We start from the raw sequence: 16,617 nt of genomic DNA on the forward strand, positions 1-16,617 counted from the left end.
TGATTGGCGTTAAGCCATTTATAATGGCTCGTATGAGGCTCCTCATGCGAGCCATTTTTATTTAGGGAAGGGATAAATGCATAACGCACCGGAATCAGTATTCAATGCGCTCGTGCCTATGGTGGTGGAACAGACCGCCAAAGGTGAGCGTTCCTACGATATCTATTCACGTCTGCTGAAAGAGCGTGTCATCTTCCTGGTGGGCCAGGTTGAAGAGCACATGGCCAACCTTATCGTAGCGCAGCTGCTGTTTCTGGAATCAGAAAACCCTGATAAAGAGATCTATCTCTATATCAACTCCCCTGGCGGCTCGGTAACCGCTGGCATGGCGATTTACGATACCATGCAGTTTATCAAGCCAAAGGTCAGCACCGTATGTATCGGTCAGGCCTGCAGCATGGGCGCATTTTTGTTGGCAGGTGGCGAGAAAGGCATGCGTCACTGTTTGCCTAATTCAAGGGTGATGATCCACCAACCATTGGGTGGTTTCCAGGGACAGGCATCGGATATTGCTATCCATGCTCAGGAAATTTTAGGCATTAAGCACAAACTCAACCAGATGCTGGCGCATCACACCGGGCAACCGATGGAAGTGATTGAGCGCGATACCGATCGTGACAACTTCATGAGCGCAGAGCAGGCGGCCGAGTACGGTCTTATCGATTCGGTACTGACCAGCCGCTGATTTTTACCGGCGACTGGGCTAAGCTCAGATTGACGGGGTTGAGAGAGACAGGCGATGGCCACATCGCAAACGGGGTAAAGTAATGGGCGAGAACAAGAGTGGTGATGGCGGCAAGCTGCTGTATTGCTCTTTCTGCGGAAAGAGCCAGCACGAAGTGCGAAAGCTGATCGCCGGACCATCTGTGTATGTATGCGACGAATGTGTTGAGCTTTGCAACGACATCATTCGCGAAGAGATTAAAGAGATCTCGCCTAAGCGGGATCACGACAAACTGCCGACGCCTCATGAACTGAGAGCGCATCTGGACGACTACGTGATTGGCCAGGAAAAAGCCAAGAAGGTGTTGTCGGTGGCAGTGTATAACCACTATAAGCGTCTGCGTAACGGCAATCCCAAAGAAGGGGTTGAGCTTGGCAAGAGTAACATCCTGCTGATTGGTCCTACCGGTAGCGGTAAGACCTTGCTTGCCGAGACCCTGGCGCGTTTCCTCAATGTGCCGTTTACCATGGCCGATGCCACCACCCTGACCGAAGCCGGTTACGTGGGTGAGGACGTTGAGAACATCATTCAAAAACTGCTGCAAAAGTGCGACTACGATGTGGAAAAGGCCCAGCGTGGCATTGTCTATATCGATGAAATCGACAAAATCAGCCGTAAGTCCGACAACCCCTCCATCACCCGTGATGTGAGTGGTGAAGGTGTGCAGCAGGCGCTGCTGAAGCTGATTGAAGGCACAGTGGCTGCGGTGCCGCCCCAGGGGGGCCGCAAGCATCCGCAGCAGGAATTCCTGCAGGTTGATACCTCCAAGATCCTGTTCGTGTGCGGCGGCGCCTTTGCCGGCCTTGAGAAGGTGATTGAGCAGCGTACCCATACCGGCAGTGGTATTGGCTTCGGTGCCCAGGTAAAAGGCAAAGAAGACAAAGAAAGCATGTCTGACATCCTGTCGCAGGTTGAGCCGGAAGATCTGGTCAAATACGGCCTTATCCCTGAGTTCATCGGTCGTCTGCCTGTGGTAGCTACCCTGGCTGAGCTGGATGAAGACGCGCTTATCCAGATTCTGTCTGAGCCCAAGAACGCCCTCACCAAGCAATACGCGGCGCTGTTTGAGATGGAAGGGGTAGAGCTTGAATTCCGTGAAGATGCGCTGAAGGCGATCGCCCAGAAGGCCATGTCACGTAAGACAGGTGCCCGTGGTCTGCGCTCGATTGTAGAAGGCATTTTGCTTGATACCATGTATGACCTGCCTTCTCAGGACGGTGTGAGCAAAGCCGTGGTAGATGAGTCTGTGGTGAAGGGCGAATCGGCCCCCATCCTGATTTACGAGCAAGCCGAATCACAGGCCGCCAGCGGCGACCAATAATTGGTCATTTGCTTTCAAGAAGATACGAAAGGAGTCCGATTGGGCTCCTTTTTTACATTTGAGCCATTGAAAGGGCGGAAACTGCCCCAATATACTCGGATATAGTCCATCTGATACGGAATCGAGTTATGTCCCAAGAGCGTGAAGCGCATTTCGAATTGCCGGTCCTGCCACTGAGAGACGTGGTGGTGTACCCCCATATGGTCATTCCGTTATTCGTGGGTCGTGAGAAGTCCATTCGTTGCCTGGAAACCGCCATGGCACAGGACAAGCAGATCATGCTGGTCGCCCAGCGCGATGCGGATCTTGACGAACCTGCGGCCGATGACATCTTTGAAGTCGGTACCATTGCCTCTATTTTGCAATTGCTCAAGCTGCCCGACGGCACAGTAAAAGTACTGGTTGAAGGCGGCCGCCGCGCCCGCGTGGCCCGTTTTACTCAGGAAGAGCCCTTCTTTGTTGCGCGAATTGAAGAGCTGCCATCGGACCCACTGGCCGAGAAGGAAGAAGAGGTGCTGGTACGCAGCGCCATCGCCCAGTTTGAAGGCTACATCAAGCTTAACAAGAAGATCCCGCCCGAAGTGCTGACTTCCATGTCCGGCATCGATGAAGCTGCGCGTCTGGCCGACACCATGGCGGCCCATATGCCGCTCAAACTCGAAGACAAGCAGTCCGTGCTCGAGATGGTCAATGTTGGCGAACGCCTCGAGTACCTGATGGCGATGATGGAAGCCGAAATCGATTTGCTGCAGGTGGAGAAGCGCATTCGCTCCCGCGTGAAGAAGCAAATGGAGAAGAGCCAGCGCGAGTACTATCTGAATGAGCAAATGAAAGCCATTCAGAAGGAGCTTGGCGATCTGGACGAAGGCCACGACGAATTCGAGACTCTCAATCGCAAGATTGAAGAGGCCAAGATGCCCGCCGATGCCAAAGACAAGGCCCAGGCCGAGCTGAACAAACTCAGAATGATGTCGCCCATGTCGGCCGAAGCCACTGTGGTGCGCTCCTATGTCGACTGGATGACCTCGGTGCCCTGGTTTGAGCGCTCCAAAATCAAGCGCGACCTGTCCAAGGCCGAGCAGGTGCTCAATGCTGACCACTATGGTCTTGAGAAGGTTAAAGAGCGCATCCTTGAGTATTTGGCGGTGCAGACCCGGGTTAAACAGCTTAAAGGCCCAATTCTGTGTCTGGTAGGCCCACCGGGTGTGGGTAAGACCTCGCTTGGGCAGTCGATTGCCAAGGCGACCGGTCGTAAGTATGTGCGTGTGGCCCTTGGCGGCGTGCGTGACGAAGCGGAAATCCGCGGTCACCGCCGTACCTACATCGGATCAATGCCTGGCAAAATCATCCAGAAGATGGCCAAAGTGGGCGTGAAAAACCCGCTGTTCCTGCTGGATGAAATCGACAAAATGAGCTCCGACATGCGCGGCGACCCGGCGTCAGCGCTGCTGGAAGTGCTGGATCCCGAGCAGAATGCCACCTTTAACGATCACTATCTGGAGGTCGATTACGATCTCTCCGATGTGATGTTTGTGGCTACCAGTAACTCCATGGATATTCCAGGCCCGCTGCTGGACCGTATGGAAGTCATTCGTCTGTCTGGTTACACCGAGGACGAGAAGCTCAATATCGCCAAGCAGCATCTGCTGCCAAAGCAGGTTGAGCGTAACGGCCTGAAGCCACATGAAATCAGCGTCGATGATGGCGCAATTCTGGGCATCATTCGTTACTACACCCGCGAAGCGGGCGTGCGTGCCCTTGAACGTGAGCTGTCGAAGATTTGCCGTAAAGTCGTTAAGCAAATCCTGCTGGATAAGAGCGTGAAACACGTGGATGTGACCGGTGACAACCTCAAGTCCTTCCTCGGTGTGCAGCGTCATGATTACGGCAAGGCTGAGTCGAACAATCAGGTGGGCCAGGTAACAGGTCTTGCCTGGACTCAGGTGGGCGGCGACCTGCTGACCATCGAAGCCACTTCCGTGGCCGGTAAAGGCAAGCTTACTTACACAGGTTCACTCGGTGATGTGATGCAGGAGTCGATTCAGGCGGCCATGACAGTGGTGCGTGCCCGCGCCGAACAGCTTGGCATCAACCCTGACTTCTACGAGAAGCGTGATATCCACGTGCACGTGCCTGAAGGTGCAACGCCAAAAGATGGCCCATCTGCAGGCTGTGCTATGTGCACCGCACTGGTTTCCAGCCTCACCGGTAACCCGGTGCGTGCCGATGTCGCCATGACCGGCGAAATCACCCTGCGCGGCGAAGTGCTGCCCATTGGTGGCCTGAAAGAAAAGCTGCTTGCGGCTCACCGCGGTGGCATCAAGCATGTGCTTATCCCCAAAGAAAACGAGCGTGACCTTGAGGAAATCCCGGCTAACGTCGTGGCGGACCTGCAAATTCACCCGGTTCGCTGGGTGGATGAAGTGCTGAAACTGGCGCTTGAGCGCCCGGTTGAAGGCTTCGAAGTGGTAAAAAACGCCGGATAAGGCAAAAAAGTGCGCTACAGGCTTAAAAAAAGTGAAAAAAGGGGCTTAACAAACCCCTTAGCTGTGGTAGCCTAGGTTCGTGGAGAGCCAGTACCTCCCAAACCCTTGGCAGGGCTGGCTTTGAGCTGTATCCAACTTTAATTCTTTGGTTTTTCGTTGACGCTTGAACTTTGGTTTCAAGCTTGTTATAAAAGCCTCCGCAGACCGCTCTAGAGAAGGATTTGGTTGCGGCGCAAAAACTACATTCAAGGGGATGACATGAATAAATCTGAACTGATCGAGAAAATTGCTTCTGGTGCTGACATTTCCAAGGCCGCTGCCGGCCGTGCACTGGATTCTTTCATCGCTGCTGTGACCGAAGGTCTGAAGGACGGCGGTAAGATTTCCCTGGTTGGTTTTGGTACTTTTGAAGTTCGTGAGCGTGCTGAGCGTACCGGCCGTAACCCACAATCTGGCAAAGAGATCAAAATCCCTGCTGCTAAGATCCCAGCATTCAAAGCTGGTAAAGCTCTGAAAGACGCTGTCAACTAAGACTCGCCTTTGTAGGCTTTCGTTCTTCAAGCACTGCGTTTGCAGTGCTTTTTACGAATTGAAGGGCTTGGGTGTCAGCACCGAGGTCCGGAGTGACGAAGCATTAAAGGTCATTCCTGAAAAGTTACATAAAGGCGCATCCTAACAGAGATGCGCTTTTTTATTTCAATCACAAGAGTAACAAGCGGGACATCTGATGTTAGAAAAGATCCGTGAAGGTGCCCAAGGTACCATTGCCAAGAGCATCCTGGTGCTGGTGATCCTTTCCTTTGCCTTTACCGGCGTGAGCAGCTACCTGGGCTCGTCAACCGAGACTCCGGCTGCCACCGTCAATGGCGAGGAAATTCCCCAGTCAGCTTTGGAGCAGGCCTATCAAAATGAAAAGGCCCGTATGGAGCAGCAACTGGGCGAAATGTTCGAAACCCTGGCAGCAGATGATAACTACCTGCGCTCCATCAAGCAGGGCGTACTCGAGCGTCTTATCGCCGACAAGCTGCTGGACCAGACTGCCACTTCGCTGGGCTTGCGCGTTTCTGACGAGCAAATCAAGCAAGCTATTGTTGATGAGCCAGCCTTCCAAACCGATGGCAAGTTCGACAACGAGCGTTATCTGGCCATCCTGCGTCAGCTGGGTTATCAAACCAACAGTTTCCGCGACATGATGCGTGTTGATATGACCCGACGTCAGCTGCTCAATGCCCTGGTGGGCAGCGAGTTTGTGCTGCCCACCGAAAGCAAGGCGGTAGCCGAGCTGCAGGGCCAGACCCGCGATCTGCGTTATCTGGTGGTAGAAGCCGCACCTTTCGAAGCGGGCGTGACCGTCACTGATGAAGAAGCCAAAAACTTCTACGATGCCAACCCGGATCAGTTCATCAACCCTGAGCAGGTGAGCCTCGAGTACCTGATGTTGTCTGCCAAGTCACTGGCCGATGCCATTACCGTGACCGATGAGCAAGCCAAGGCTTACTACGATGAGCACATGAGCCAGTACAAGACTCCTGAAAAGCGTCTGGCGGCCCACATCCTGGTGAATCTGGGAGATGATGAAGCGGCGGCGCAAGCCAAAGCTGACGCCATCTACGCCAAGTTGCAGGGCGGCGCCGATTTCGCCGAGCTGGCGAAAACCGACTCTGAAGACACCTTCAGCGGTGAGCAGGGCGGTCAGTTGGACTGGTTTGAACAGGGCGTAATGGACCCAGCCTTCGATGCCGCATTGTTCGGTTTGGAAAAGGGCCAGTACTCTGCCGTGGTGAAAACCGATTATGGTTTCCACATCATCAAGCTTTTGGATGTGCAGGGTGGTGAGCAGGCGGCCTTTGCCGAGGTTAAAGACCGCATTCTGGCGCAGCTGAAAGAAAAAGAAGCGCTGGATAAGTTCTACGGTCTGCAGCAAAAACTGGCTGATACCAGCTACGAAGTGCCTGATACCCTGAGTGAAGCTGCCAAGGCCACAGGTCTTGAAGTGAAGAGCACTGCTCTCTTTACCCGTGAACTGCCACCGGTTGAAATCAACAACCCGGCGCTCATCAAGGCAGCCTTCTCTGAGCAGGTACTGCAAAGCGGTATGAACAGTGACCTGATTGACCTTGGTGATAACAACGTGGCCGTGGTGCGCATGAAAGAGCACAAGATGGCCGGTACCCTGCCATTTGATGAAGTGAAAGCCGGTATCGTGGCCCGTCTGACCCAGGACAAAGCCAACGAAGCGGCCAAGCTGCAGGCTCAGGAACTGCTGGCCAAGTTCAAGGCAGGTGAAGCGCTTGAGCTGACGGCCAAAGCCAAAGTGGCCCGTTTTGACCGCGAACTGGACCCGTCCATTGTGAACAAGGGCTTCCAGCTGGCCGTAGGCGGTGCTGATACCGTGAATATGGCTGCTGGCTATGCACTGGTAGTGCTGGACAAGGTAAATCCTGCTGAAGGCGTTCAGGACGCTCTGGTGCAGGCTCTGGCTCAGCGTCTGTCCGGTCAGTTTACTGAAACCACCTACCGTGGTGTGATTGAGTCACTGAAAGCCAAAGCTGAAATCAGCTACGCCGCCGAATAAGCTCAATTTGCCAAATGAAAAGCCAGCCTCAGTGCTGGCTTTTTTGTTTTTATCTTGGCGTTTGATTGGCGCAGCCGCCTGACTTTTTCATCAATCGGCCGGAATGGCGCGCGTAGATTGCCTACAGGCGCCAGTCGATGGGGGTGAGGTTCTGGCAGATCAACGCCTCATTGGCTTTGGCAAAGTGGTTACAGCCGAAAAAGCCCCGATTTGCCGACAAGGGCGATGGATGTGGCGAGCGCAGCACCAGATGTTTGTTGGCATCAATCAAACTCGCCTTCTTGCCCGCATGACTGCCCCAAAGCAGAAACACCAGCCCGGCTCTGTGCTCACTCAGGCCGCGGATCACCGCATCGGTAAAGCGCTCCCAGCCTAGGTGTGCGTGGGAGTGAGCTTGGCCCCGCTCCACGGTCAGCACGGTATTGAGCAGCAACACCCCCTGATGGGCCCAGGCGCTTAGGTCGCCATGGGCTGGCACCACAAAGCCCGGAATTGAGTTTGCCAGCTCGATAAACATATTCTGCAGCGACGGTGGCGGCGGGCAGGGAGCCTTGACCGAGAAGCACAGCCCGTGGGCCTGATTGGGGCCGTGGTAAGGGTCTTGTCCCAAAATCACCACCTTCACCTGCTCAAAGGCGGTGTAGCGAAAGGCATTGAAGATGTCGGCTTTAGGCGGATAGACGGTCACTCCGGCATGGATGCGTTTGTCGACATACCTCAAGGTGTCCTGAAAATAGGGGGCGCGTTTTTCAGCGCCAAGAAGCTGTTGCCAATCCACCTTTTGTCCTTCTCTTTGTCTGAATGTCTCTATTATGCTGATATTTGAGCATAAAAAAACGCCGCAGTGCGGCGTTTTTTAAAGCGTTTGCGCTTAGAGTTCAATCACATCGAAGCTAACTTCTGGATTGACGTCGGCATCGTAGTCGATGCCTTCGATACCGAAACCAAACAGCTTAATAAACTCGGCCTTGTACTCGACGTAGTCGGTCAGCTCAGGCAGGTTTTCGGTGGTGATCTGTGGCCACAGGTCACGGCAATGCTGCTGAATGTCATCACGCAGTTCCCAGTCGTCCAGACGCAGACGATTGTCTTCATCCACTTCAGGGGCGCTGCCATCGGCCTTGTACAGGCGCTCAGAAAACATGCGCAGGATCTGCTCCATACAGCCTTCATGCAGGCCTTCGGCGCGCATCTTCTTGAATACCATGGCAATGTACAGTGGCATCACCGGAATGGCAGAAGAGGCCTGGGTCACAACGCTCTTGAGTACGGCCACGTTGGCGCTGCCGCCTTTGGCTGCCAGCTTGTCGTTCAGGGCGTGGGCGGCGCGGTCGAGGTCCATCTTGGCCTTGCCCAGCGCGCCATGCCAGTAGATAGGCCAGGTCAGCTCGGTACCAATGTAGGAGTAAGCCACAGTCTTGCAGCCATCGGCCAGCACGCCGGCTTCATCCAGCGCATTCAGCCACAGTTCCCAATCCTGACCACCCATCACGGTGACAGTGTCGGCAATTTCCTGCTCGGTAGCAGGCTCAACACTGGCTTCGATGATGGTGTCTTTGTTGGTGTCTACCGCAGTAGAGCTGTATGGCTGACCGATAGGCTTCAGTGAAGAGCGTACCAGTTCGCCGCTGTCAGGCAGTTTACGCACAGGCGAGGCCAGTGAGTAGACCACCATGTCGATTTGACCGAGGTCAGCTTTAATCAGCTCAATCACCTTGGCTTTGGCTTCATGGCTGAAGGCATCGCAGTTCAGGCTCTTGCTGTACAGGCCTTCGGCCTTGGCAAATTTGTCAAAAGCGGCCGAATTGTACCAGCCGGCGGTGCCAGGCTTGGTTTCGGTGCCAGGCTTTTCAAAGAACACGCCGATAGTGGCGGCGCCGCTGCCAAAGGCGGCTGCGATACGGGAAGACAGACCATAGCCGCTGGAAGAGCCAACCACGAGTACGCGCTTGGGGCCATTGACGATAGGGCCACGGGCCTTGGTCAGATTGATTTGCTCAAGCACGTTGGCTTCACAGCCAACCGGATGAGTGGTGGTACAAATAAAGCCACGAATTTTTGGTTTGATAATCATGTTTATGCTTCTTCAGTCAACACTGGCAATAGAATAATGACTTGAGGCGCCAATGGCAGCCTCTTTTTTACGTTTTACCCCGGTGGTTGGATGAGTTCAGCGCTTGCGCACCTGACGGGTTTGCTCGGCAATCAGCCTGGCGGTGTACTCATGCTCCGGGCTTTCGAAAACCTTTTGCACCGGGCCTTTTTCTACCAATTGACCCTTGTGCAGCACCATGATTTTATCGCTCACATGGCGCACCAGATTGAGGTTATGGGACACAAAAATATACGACAGCCCCATTTCCTTTTGCAGTTGCAGCAACAGGTTGAGGATTTGTGAACGCACCGAGAGGTCGAGAGCGGTCAGGGCTTCGTCGGCGATGATCACCTTGGGGCTCAGCATCAGTGCCCGGGCCACGGCGACCCGCTGTTTCTGACCTTCGGAAATCATGTGCGGATAAAAGTCGGCATGTTCCGGCAGCAATCCCACCTTGCGCAGGGTCTCTGTGACCAGCGCGCTGCGCTCAGCGGCGCTCATGTCGGTGTTGAACCTCAGCGGCTCTTCCAACAGTTCGCCAATGGACAGCCGCGGATTGAGCGAGGTGTTGGGATCCTGGAAAATCATCCGAATAAGACGGCAGCGCTGCTTGACGTTGCGGGTTTCAAGGGCTGTGCCTTCAAACAGAATTTCGCCGCTGGAGCGCTGCTCGGCGCCCACCAGAATGCGCGCCAGGGTACTTTTACCCGAGCCGGCTTCACCCACTACGGCCAGGGTTTCACCGCGGCCAAGCTCAAACGAGATAGGCGCCAGCGCCTCGTTGTATTGGGCCCGGAAACGGCGATAGCCGGTGAAATAGCGCTTGGAGAGACTGGTGACCTTAAGCAGAGGTGTCGTCATTGCTGCTCTCCGTTTGATAGGGGAAGTGGCAGGCGTAATACCTGTCTTTTTGATGCTGAAGCTGCGGCTGATGCACACACTGCTTACGGGCCTCGGGACAGCGCGGCCCCAGACGACAGCCAATCGGCAAATGCTGCAGCGCAGGCGCAGAACCCGGCAGGGTCGGCATCAGGCTCTTGTGGGGCAGGTTGCCGCGATAATCCGGCATATGGTCCATCAGCGCCTTGGTATAGGGGTGCAGCGGCTCGCGGATAAGTTCATCAATGGGGCCTGACTCCATCACCTGGCCGCAGTAGAGCACAGTGAGGTTATTGCACCACTCGGCCAGGGTCTCCAGCTCGTGGCTGATAAGCATAATGGTCACGCCCTGCAGCTGGTTAAGCTGAGCCAGCAGGCGGAAAATTTGCGCCTGAGTGCTGGGCTCCATCGAGTTGGTCGGCTCGTCAGCAATCAGCAGTCGTGGCTGCTTGGCCAGTGCCATGGCAATCATCACCTTCTGACATTCGCCTTCGGAGGTTTCCCATGGGTAGCTGTCCATCACCCGCTTGGGATCTTTAATCCCCACCTTGTGCAGCCATTTTTCGGCAGTGTTGAGCTTGCCGCGACCACGGCGCCAGAACGGCAGACTGGTGTCGGTTGGCATGGCTTCAATCAGCTGGGTGCCAATGGTGATAACAGGGTCGAGGCTACCGGATGGGTCCTGGAAAATCATCGCCATCTCTTTGCCCATCAGGTTACGTCGCTCGGCCGAGGACATTTCCATCAGGTTGTGGCCATCCCACATCATGCGGTCGGCGGTGACAGTCCAGTTGGGGCCTGGAATGCCCAGCACGGCACGGGCAAGCAGGCTTCGTCCGGAACCCGACTCGCCCACCAGACCGTGAATTTCACCGGCGTGCAGCATCAGGCTGACTTTTTCCAGCGCCTTTACCCGCCCGTGGGGGGTGTCCAGCTCTATGGTGAGGTTGCGTATATCCAGTAGCGGCATAATCAGTTCTTTATCGGCGCCAGCGCCGAACGCAGCCCGTCGCCCACCAGATTAACGGCAAGCACGGTAAAGAGAATGGCCACCCCGGGGATGGTCACGGTCCAGGGGGCGGTCAGCAGGTTATCGAGTCCCTGAAACACCATAGCTCCCCATTCGGGGCTGGGCGCCTGAGCTCCCAGGTTCAAAAACCCCAGTGCGGCAATATCCAGAATTGCCGTGGAAATTGCCAGTGTGGTTTGAATAATCACCACTTCCCAGACGTTGGGCATAATCACAAACCAGAAGATTTGAATGCTGCTGGCGCCATCGAGGCGCGCGGCGGTCACATACTCTTTTTGCAGCTCTTCGTGGATAGCCTGATGGATGGCCCGTACAAACTGCGGCGTTAAGGCAATGCCCACCGCCCAAAATACGTTGTCGAGTCCGGGGCCCAGCACGGCCACCACCAAAATGGCCATCAGCAGCGATGGAATAGACAAGAGGGCATCGAGTAAGTGCCCGAGAATACTGGATTTAAGCCCCTTCATCATGCCCGAGATGGAGCCAATCAGGAAGCCGAGCAGCAGTGCGGTGACCACCACCGCCAGCGACATGCCGAAAGTGAGGTGAACGCCGTGCAGCAGGCGGCTGAAAATATCGCGGCCAAGATCGTCAGTGCCGAGGAAGTGTTCCACTGTGCCAGCCGGATCCCAGGATGGCGGCAGCAGCAGTGCCTTGGGGTTTTGCGCCTCGGGGCTGAAGGGGGCAAACCAGGGCCCAAGCACTGTCAGCAGCAACAAAAAGGCAATGGCCCACAGCCCGGCAAGGGCAAAAGGATTCGCCGAAAAAGACTGCCACAACCGCCTCATGGGAGACGGGATATCGTCTTCCTGATAAATCTTAACTTGAGGCATAAAGTTCCTTCCTGCTGAGCGGATTGGAGGCGGTGTGTATCACTTCAATCAGGATGCTCAGGAAAATAATCAGCAGCGCCACCGCCAGAATACCGCCCTGGATAACGGTATAGTCGCGCTGATAAATGCCTGAAACCAGCCAGGAGCCAACCCCTGGCCAGGAGAAAATAACTTCCACCACAATGGCATAGCTGGCAAAGGCGCCCAGCATCAAGCCCAGGTGTTTAAGCAGCGGAATAAGGGCGTTGGGCAGGGCGTGCTTTAAAATGATTTTCCCCGTGTGCAGCCCGCGTGCCTCGGCGGCGCGAATATAGGTCTGGTTCATCACGTTGAGCATGGCCGCGCGGGTAATGCGCACCACCACGGTGAAGGGCAGCACCGCCAGGGTAACCGCCGGTAACACTATGTGCGCCAGCGCGTCTTTAAAGGCTGACAGTCGGTAGCTTGAATCCGACAGCAGGGTATCAATCAGCATAAAGCCTGTGACCGGCTTAATTTCATACAAGAGGTTGATTTGTCCGGAAATTGGCAACCATCCCAGCCGCACCCCAAACCAGAGTGACAGCGACAGACCCAGCCAGAATACCGGAATTGAGTAGCCGGTCAGGGTAATCGCCATAATGGCATTCTGGGTCAGCTTGTGCTGATTGAGTGACGCCAGTACCCCAAGCGGGATCCCCAGTAGCAGCGCCAGCAATCCGGAAAATGACGCCAGCTCAAAGGATGCCGGCAGCACACTGGCAAGCTCTTTGGCCACGCTCTGCTGGGAGGTGATGGAAATGCCAAGGTCACCTGAGAGCCGCTGCTCCAGATACGCCAGATACTGACGAAACTCGGATTTATCCAGCTTGTACGCATCAATGATTTGCTGCGCCTGCTCGGCAGTAGGGTTAATTACCCCGGTCAGCGCGTAGGCTCTGTCTGTTGGGAAATGACTTGTGGCAATAAACAGAATGCTCACCATCAGCAAGGAGGTGGCAATAAAGAGGTTAAGACGCCTAAGCAGGTACACGCCCATCAATCTTGCTCCTCAATTTTGGGTTTGATGTCGGCAAAGGAGATGCCGCCAAAGGGGCTGATGGGCATATGGCTGATGTTATTGCGGTGCACCAGGGTGCGCTTGGCGTGAGCAAAGGCAAACATCGGCAGTTCCCGGGCCACTTCGGCCTGGGCTTCCTGATACAGCGCGGTGCGCTCAAGCCGGTCGGTGCTGGCGCGGGCGCGGGTCAGCAGGGCATCAAACTCGGGTGAGCACCAGCGGGAGCGGTTGTTGCCTGAGCCCACCGAGGCGCAGCTCAGCAACGGGGTGAAGAAGTTGTCTGGATCTGAGTTATCGGCGTTCCAGCCAATCAATACCGAGTCGTAGTCGCTGCGGTTGAGCTTTTGGGTAAACACCGACCAGTCGTAGCTGACGATATTGGCCTTAACGCCAATATTGGCTAAATCCGCCTGAATAAGCTCGGCGGTTTTCAGCGCATTGGGGTTATAGGCCCGGGCGACCGGCATGGCCCAGATGTCGATACTGAGGTTGGTGACTCCTGCCTCGGCCAGTAAGGTCATGGCCTTGCTGGGGGAGTAGTCGATATCCAGTTCATAGTCGCGGGCGTAGGCCCAGGAAGAGGGTGGCAGCAGGCTTTGGGCCTCAACGGCGGTGTCCTGATACACGGCGGCAAGGATATTGCGCTTATCGATGGCGAGCGACAGCGCCTGACGTACGCGCACATCATCCAGTGGCGGCTTTTGGGTGTTGAAGGCCCAGAATGCCACGTTCAGGCCGGGGCGCGACTGCAACTGTAAATCCGGATGTTCATCAATCAAATCAAGCTCACCGGCCTTGGGCAGCGCCGAGACACTGCAGTCGCCGGTAATGAGCTTAGACAGCCTGACGGTGCTTTTGGAAGTGATGTCATACACCAACATATCGATTTCAGGCGCCTTGCCCCAATAGCCTTCATGGCGGCGATAGCGGATGTATTCGTTTTTCACGTATTCCACCAGGCGGAAAGGACCTGTGCCTATGGCCTGGGTGTCGAGCCGCTCCGGCGTGCCTGCGTTCAGTTGCTGCTCGGCATACTCGGCCGAGAGGATCACCGCAAAGTCGGTGGCGAGGTTCGACAGAAACGATGCATCACGGCGATTCAGGCGGAACACCACCTGATGGTCGCCTTCTTTGGTAACCGAACTGACCTGATTGACAAAGTCGATACTCTGGAAAAACGGATAACCGCTGCGGCTGACCCAGTGGAATGGATGGTCGTCATCCAGAATGCGCTGGAAGGAGAAGAGCACGTCGTCGGCATTGAAAGGACGGCTTGGGGTAAAGAGGGCGCTGCGGTGGAATTTCACCCCTTCGCGCAGGGTGAAGCGGTACTCGAGGCCGTCGTCGCTGATTTCCCAGTTGGTAGCCAGCGCCGGTACGATTTTGCCTTCGTCGGCATCGTAGTCCACCAGGCGGCTGTAGATCTGCTGGGAAGTGGCATCAATGGTGGTGCCTGAGGTCACGGTCTGCGGATTAAATGACTCAGGGTTACCCTCGGAGCAGTAAACCACCCCGGGTGGCAGTTGCTGATGGCCACAGGCTGTAAGCCATCCCCCAACCAGGGGCAGCAGGGCGAGCCGATAAAGCCGGTTTTTCAGCGCATTCATTAATGAATCGTTATTGGTGTAAGCAGTAATGATTGATTCTAACAGTCGCCCGCCGCCGCGGGCAATCCACTTATGCCTTATCCAGTAAATTGTATTTCTTGAGGATCCCGCGCAGCTGGTGATAACTGAGCCCCAGCAGATCGGCGGTTTTTTTCTGATTGAACTGGCTTGCCGCCAATGCCTGCTGGATAAGATCTTTCTCGACCGCTTCCAGATGTTCTTTAAGATCCAGCGGAAAATTCACCTCAAGGGATGCAACTTGCATTGGGCTACCCGCCGTGGCAGCCGGGGTGTCCTGGACGGCGGCCTCAACCACAGGCACTGTTTTGGCCTGACGCTCCACCGTTTTAATCCTTCCCTTGGGACGCCAGGGCGACTCGAACGGGTCCAGCACTATGTCTTCAATGGGCTCACAGCTGCCACCGGCGCGGTACACAGAACGCTCAATCACGTTTTTAAGCTCGCGGATATTGCCCGGCCATTGATGGTCCATCAGCTGCTCAATTGCATGCTCGGCAAAACCCGGGAACAAATCCAGTTTGAGCTGGCGTGCCATGCCGATGCCGAAGTATTCCGCCAGCGGCATAATGTCTTCTTTGCGGTGGCGCAGGGGCGGCAGGGTGATCACATCGAAGGCGAGGCGGTCGAGCAGGTCGGCCCGGAATTCACCGGCTTCTGCCAGTGACGGCAAGTCTTCGTTGGCGGCACAAATCAGGCGCACATCCGCCTGCAGGGTCTTGCTGCCACCGACCCGTTCGTATTCACCGTATTCGATGACCCGCAGCAGTTTTTCCTGAATAAGTCCGGAGGTGTTGGCCAGTTCATCCAAAAACAGGGTGCCGCCATCGGCGCGCTCAAAGCGACCTTCATGACGACCTTTTGCGCCGGTAAAGGCACCTGACTCATGGCCAAACAGTTCAGTTTCGAGTAGATTTTCACTCAGCGATGAACAGTTTAGCTTTAAAAAGCTCTGATCCCAGCGCTGGGACAGGTAATGTAAACGCTCGGCGATGAGCTCCTTACCTGTGCCCCGTTCACCGATAATCAATACCGGCTTTGACAGAGGGGCGATGCGGGATACATGCTCCAGCACTTCCAGAAGTGCGTTGGATTGGCCTATCAGGTTGTCCTGTTTGAATGCGTTGGGCACTTTTTGTTGGTCTTATTCGCTAACAAGTGGTGAAAATCATAATAGGTGCCTGGGCTGGCAAAATAAAGTGAATCTTAAATTTTGACGCTTTTTATTGAATTTAAAGGAAAAACAAAAGTTGGCACGCTCTGTGTATTACTCATTGCGAAAACCAACTACATGTGAGGACTGAATTATGGGTATTTTCTCTCGTTTCGCGGACATCATTAATTCCAACATCAGCGCCCTGCTGGACAAGGCGGAAGATCCGGAAAAAATGGTTCGCCTGATCATTCAGGAAATGGAAGACACCCTGGTGGAAGTGCGCTCTACCTCAGCCAAGGTTCTGGCCGAGAAGAAAGACATCCTTCGCCGGATTGCCCGGGTTGACGCCCAGGTACAGGATTGGGAAGAGAAAGCCGAACTGGCCATCTCCAAAGAGCGTGAAGATCTGGCCCGTGCCGCCCTGGTAGAAAAGCAAAAAGCCTCTACCCTGGCCGACACCCTGCAGCGCGAGCTGGAAGTGGTTGAAGACCATATCCTGCGCCTGAAAGAAGAAGTGACTCAGCTGCAGGAAAAACTGGCCGATGCCAAGGCTCGCCAGAAGACCATCATCATGCGCAAGCAAACTGCTTCCAGCCGTCTTGAGGTAAAAAAGCAGTTGGATTCCAGCAAAATCGACAACGCCATGCTGAAGTTTGAGCAGTATGAAGCCCGTGTTGAGAGCCTGGAAGCCCAGGTGGAATCTTACGATTTGGGTAACAAATCCAGTCTGAATGACGAATTTGCCGCCCTGCAAGCCGAAGATTCAGTGAATGCCGAGCTGGAAGCCCTGAAGGCTAAAATGAAGGGCAAGACCAAAGAAAAAGCTGGCAAGTAACGAATTATTCGGGGGAGGT

14 protein-coding genes are annotated in these 16,617 nt (G+C 55.0%); 6 read left to right on the top strand and 8 right to left on the bottom strand.

Features of this window, described 5'->3' with window-relative positions; all coding sequences use genetic code 11:
• The first annotated feature begins 76 nt into the window (after window positions 1-76).
• The 5 genes from clpP (at window position 77) to STH12_RS03945 (ending at window position 7,106) form a co-directional block, all read left to right on the top strand.
• On the top strand, window positions 77-685 hold the full coding sequence (gene clpP / locus STH12_RS03925) for an ATP-dependent Clp endopeptidase proteolytic subunit ClpP (RefSeq protein WP_126166348.1): 609 nt from the start codon (window positions 77-79) through the stop codon (window positions 683-685).
• A gap of 82 nt (window positions 686-767) precedes the next feature.
• Window positions 768-2,045 carry an ATP-dependent protease ATP-binding subunit ClpX gene (gene clpX / locus STH12_RS03930; RefSeq protein ID WP_126166349.1) on the top strand — a complete coding sequence of 426 codons (1,278 nt, stop codon included), beginning with the start codon at window positions 768-770 and terminating at the stop codon, window positions 2,043-2,045.
• 128 nt (window positions 2,046-2,173) lie between these two features.
• Entirely contained in the window at window positions 2,174-4,531 is a 2,358-nt protein-coding gene (gene lon / locus STH12_RS03935; protein ID WP_126166350.1) for an endopeptidase La, read from the top strand.
• 258 nt (window positions 4,532-4,789) lie between these two features.
• Entirely contained in the window at window positions 4,790-5,062 is a 273-nt protein-coding gene (gene hupB / locus STH12_RS03940) for a nucleoid-associated protein HU-beta (protein WP_011759343.1), read from the top strand.
• A gap of 196 nt (window positions 5,063-5,258) precedes the next feature.
• Window positions 5,259-7,106, top strand: a complete 1,848-nt coding sequence (locus tag STH12_RS03945) for a SurA N-terminal domain-containing protein (protein WP_126166351.1) — start codon at window positions 5,259-5,261, stop codon at window positions 7,104-7,106.
• 121 nt (window positions 7,107-7,227) lie between these two features.
• Here STH12_RS03945 and ung read toward each other — a convergent pair whose 3' ends face one another.
• The 8 genes from ung to pspF all read right to left on the bottom strand — a co-directional run bounded on the left by ung (window position 7,228) and on the right by pspF (window position 15,739).
• A complete protein-coding gene (gene ung / locus STH12_RS03950; protein ID WP_126166352.1) occupies window positions 7,228-7,884 on the bottom strand; it encodes a uracil-DNA glycosylase in 657 nt (218 codons plus the stop codon).
• Window positions 7,885-7,977: 93 nt separating this feature from the next.
• Window positions 7,978-9,180, bottom strand: a complete 1,203-nt coding sequence (fabV, locus tag STH12_RS03955) for an enoyl-ACP reductase FabV (protein ID WP_126166353.1) — start codon at window positions 9,178-9,180, stop codon at window positions 7,978-7,980.
• A 96-nt stretch (window positions 9,181-9,276) separates the two neighbouring features.
• The gene (locus STH12_RS03960; RefSeq protein WP_126166354.1) at window positions 9,277-10,062 is read right to left on the bottom strand and encodes an ATP-binding cassette domain-containing protein; all 786 of its coding nucleotides are present in this window, start codon (window positions 10,060-10,062) and stop codon (window positions 9,277-9,279) included.
• On the bottom strand, window positions 10,043-11,050 hold the full coding sequence (locus tag STH12_RS03965; RefSeq protein WP_126166355.1) for a peptide ABC transporter ATP-binding protein: 1,008 nt from the start codon (window positions 11,048-11,050) through the stop codon (window positions 10,043-10,045). Before STH12_RS03965 ends, STH12_RS03960 begins: the two co-directional genes overlap by 20 nt.
• A 2-nt stretch (window positions 11,051-11,052) precedes the next feature.
• Complete coding sequence (locus STH12_RS03970; RefSeq protein WP_126166356.1) at window positions 11,053-11,943, bottom strand: ABC transporter permease subunit; 891 nt, start codon at window positions 11,941-11,943, stop codon at window positions 11,053-11,055.
• On the bottom strand, window positions 11,930-12,961 hold the full coding sequence (locus tag STH12_RS03975; protein ID WP_126166357.1) for an ABC transporter permease: 1,032 nt from the start codon (window positions 12,959-12,961) through the stop codon (window positions 11,930-11,932). The genes STH12_RS03970 and STH12_RS03975 overlap by 14 nt, the downstream gene beginning before the upstream one ends.
• Window positions 12,961-14,589 (bottom strand): ABC transporter substrate-binding protein, encoded by a 1,629-nt coding sequence (locus STH12_RS03980; protein ID WP_126166358.1) that lies wholly within the window; start codon window positions 14,587-14,589, stop codon window positions 12,961-12,963. Before STH12_RS03980 ends, STH12_RS03975 begins: the two co-directional genes overlap by 1 nt.
• A 70-nt stretch (window positions 14,590-14,659) precedes the next feature.
• Window positions 14,660-15,739 carry a phage shock protein operon transcriptional activator gene (pspF, locus tag STH12_RS03985; RefSeq protein ID WP_126166359.1) on the bottom strand — a complete coding sequence of 360 codons (1,080 nt, stop codon included), beginning with the start codon at window positions 15,737-15,739 and terminating at the stop codon, window positions 14,660-14,662.
• 175 nt (window positions 15,740-15,914) lie between these two features.
• Between pspF and pspA the strand changes: the two genes are divergently transcribed.
• Window positions 15,915-16,598 (top strand): phage shock protein PspA, encoded by a 684-nt coding sequence (pspA, locus tag STH12_RS03990; RefSeq protein WP_126166360.1) that lies wholly within the window; start codon window positions 15,915-15,917, stop codon window positions 16,596-16,598.
• Window positions 16,599-16,617: the final 19 nt, after the last annotated feature.

This window comes from Shewanella khirikhana (genome assembly GCF_003957745.1).
GTDB lineage: Bacteria > Pseudomonadota > Gammaproteobacteria > Enterobacterales > Shewanellaceae > Shewanella > Shewanella khirikhana.

Coding starts and splice junctions, on each gene's coding strand:
- clpP (WP_126166348.1), top strand. CDS start 77: ATGCATAACGCACCGGAATCAGTATTCAATGCGCTCGTGCCTATGGTG.
- clpX (WP_126166349.1), top strand. CDS start 768: ATGGGCGAGAACAAGAGTGGTGATGGCGGCAAGCTGCTGTATTGCTCT.
- lon (WP_126166350.1), top strand. CDS start 2,174: ATGTCCCAAGAGCGTGAAGCGCATTTCGAATTGCCGGTCCTGCCACTG.
- hupB (WP_011759343.1), top strand. CDS start 4,790: ATGAATAAATCTGAACTGATCGAGAAAATTGCTTCTGGTGCTGACATT.
- STH12_RS03945 (WP_126166351.1), top strand. CDS start 5,259: ATGTTAGAAAAGATCCGTGAAGGTGCCCAAGGTACCATTGCCAAGAGC.
- fabV (WP_126166353.1), bottom strand. CDS start 9,180: ATGATTATCAAACCAAAAATTCGTGGCTTTATTTGTACCACCACTCAT.
- STH12_RS03960 (WP_126166354.1), bottom strand. CDS start 10,062: ATGACGACACCTCTGCTTAAGGTCACCAGTCTCTCCAAGCGCTATTTC.
- STH12_RS03965 (WP_126166355.1), bottom strand. CDS start 11,050: ATGCCGCTACTGGATATACGCAACCTCACCATAGAGCTGGACACCCCC.
- STH12_RS03970 (WP_126166356.1), bottom strand. CDS start 11,943: ATGCCTCAAGTTAAGATTTATCAGGAAGACGATATCCCGTCTCCCATG.
- STH12_RS03975 (WP_126166357.1), bottom strand. CDS start 12,961: ATGGGCGTGTACCTGCTTAGGCGTCTTAACCTCTTTATTGCCACCTCC.
- STH12_RS03980 (WP_126166358.1), bottom strand. CDS start 14,589: ATGAATGCGCTGAAAAACCGGCTTTATCGGCTCGCCCTGCTGCCCCTG.
- pspA (WP_126166360.1), top strand. CDS start 15,915: ATGGGTATTTTCTCTCGTTTCGCGGACATCATTAATTCCAACATCAGC.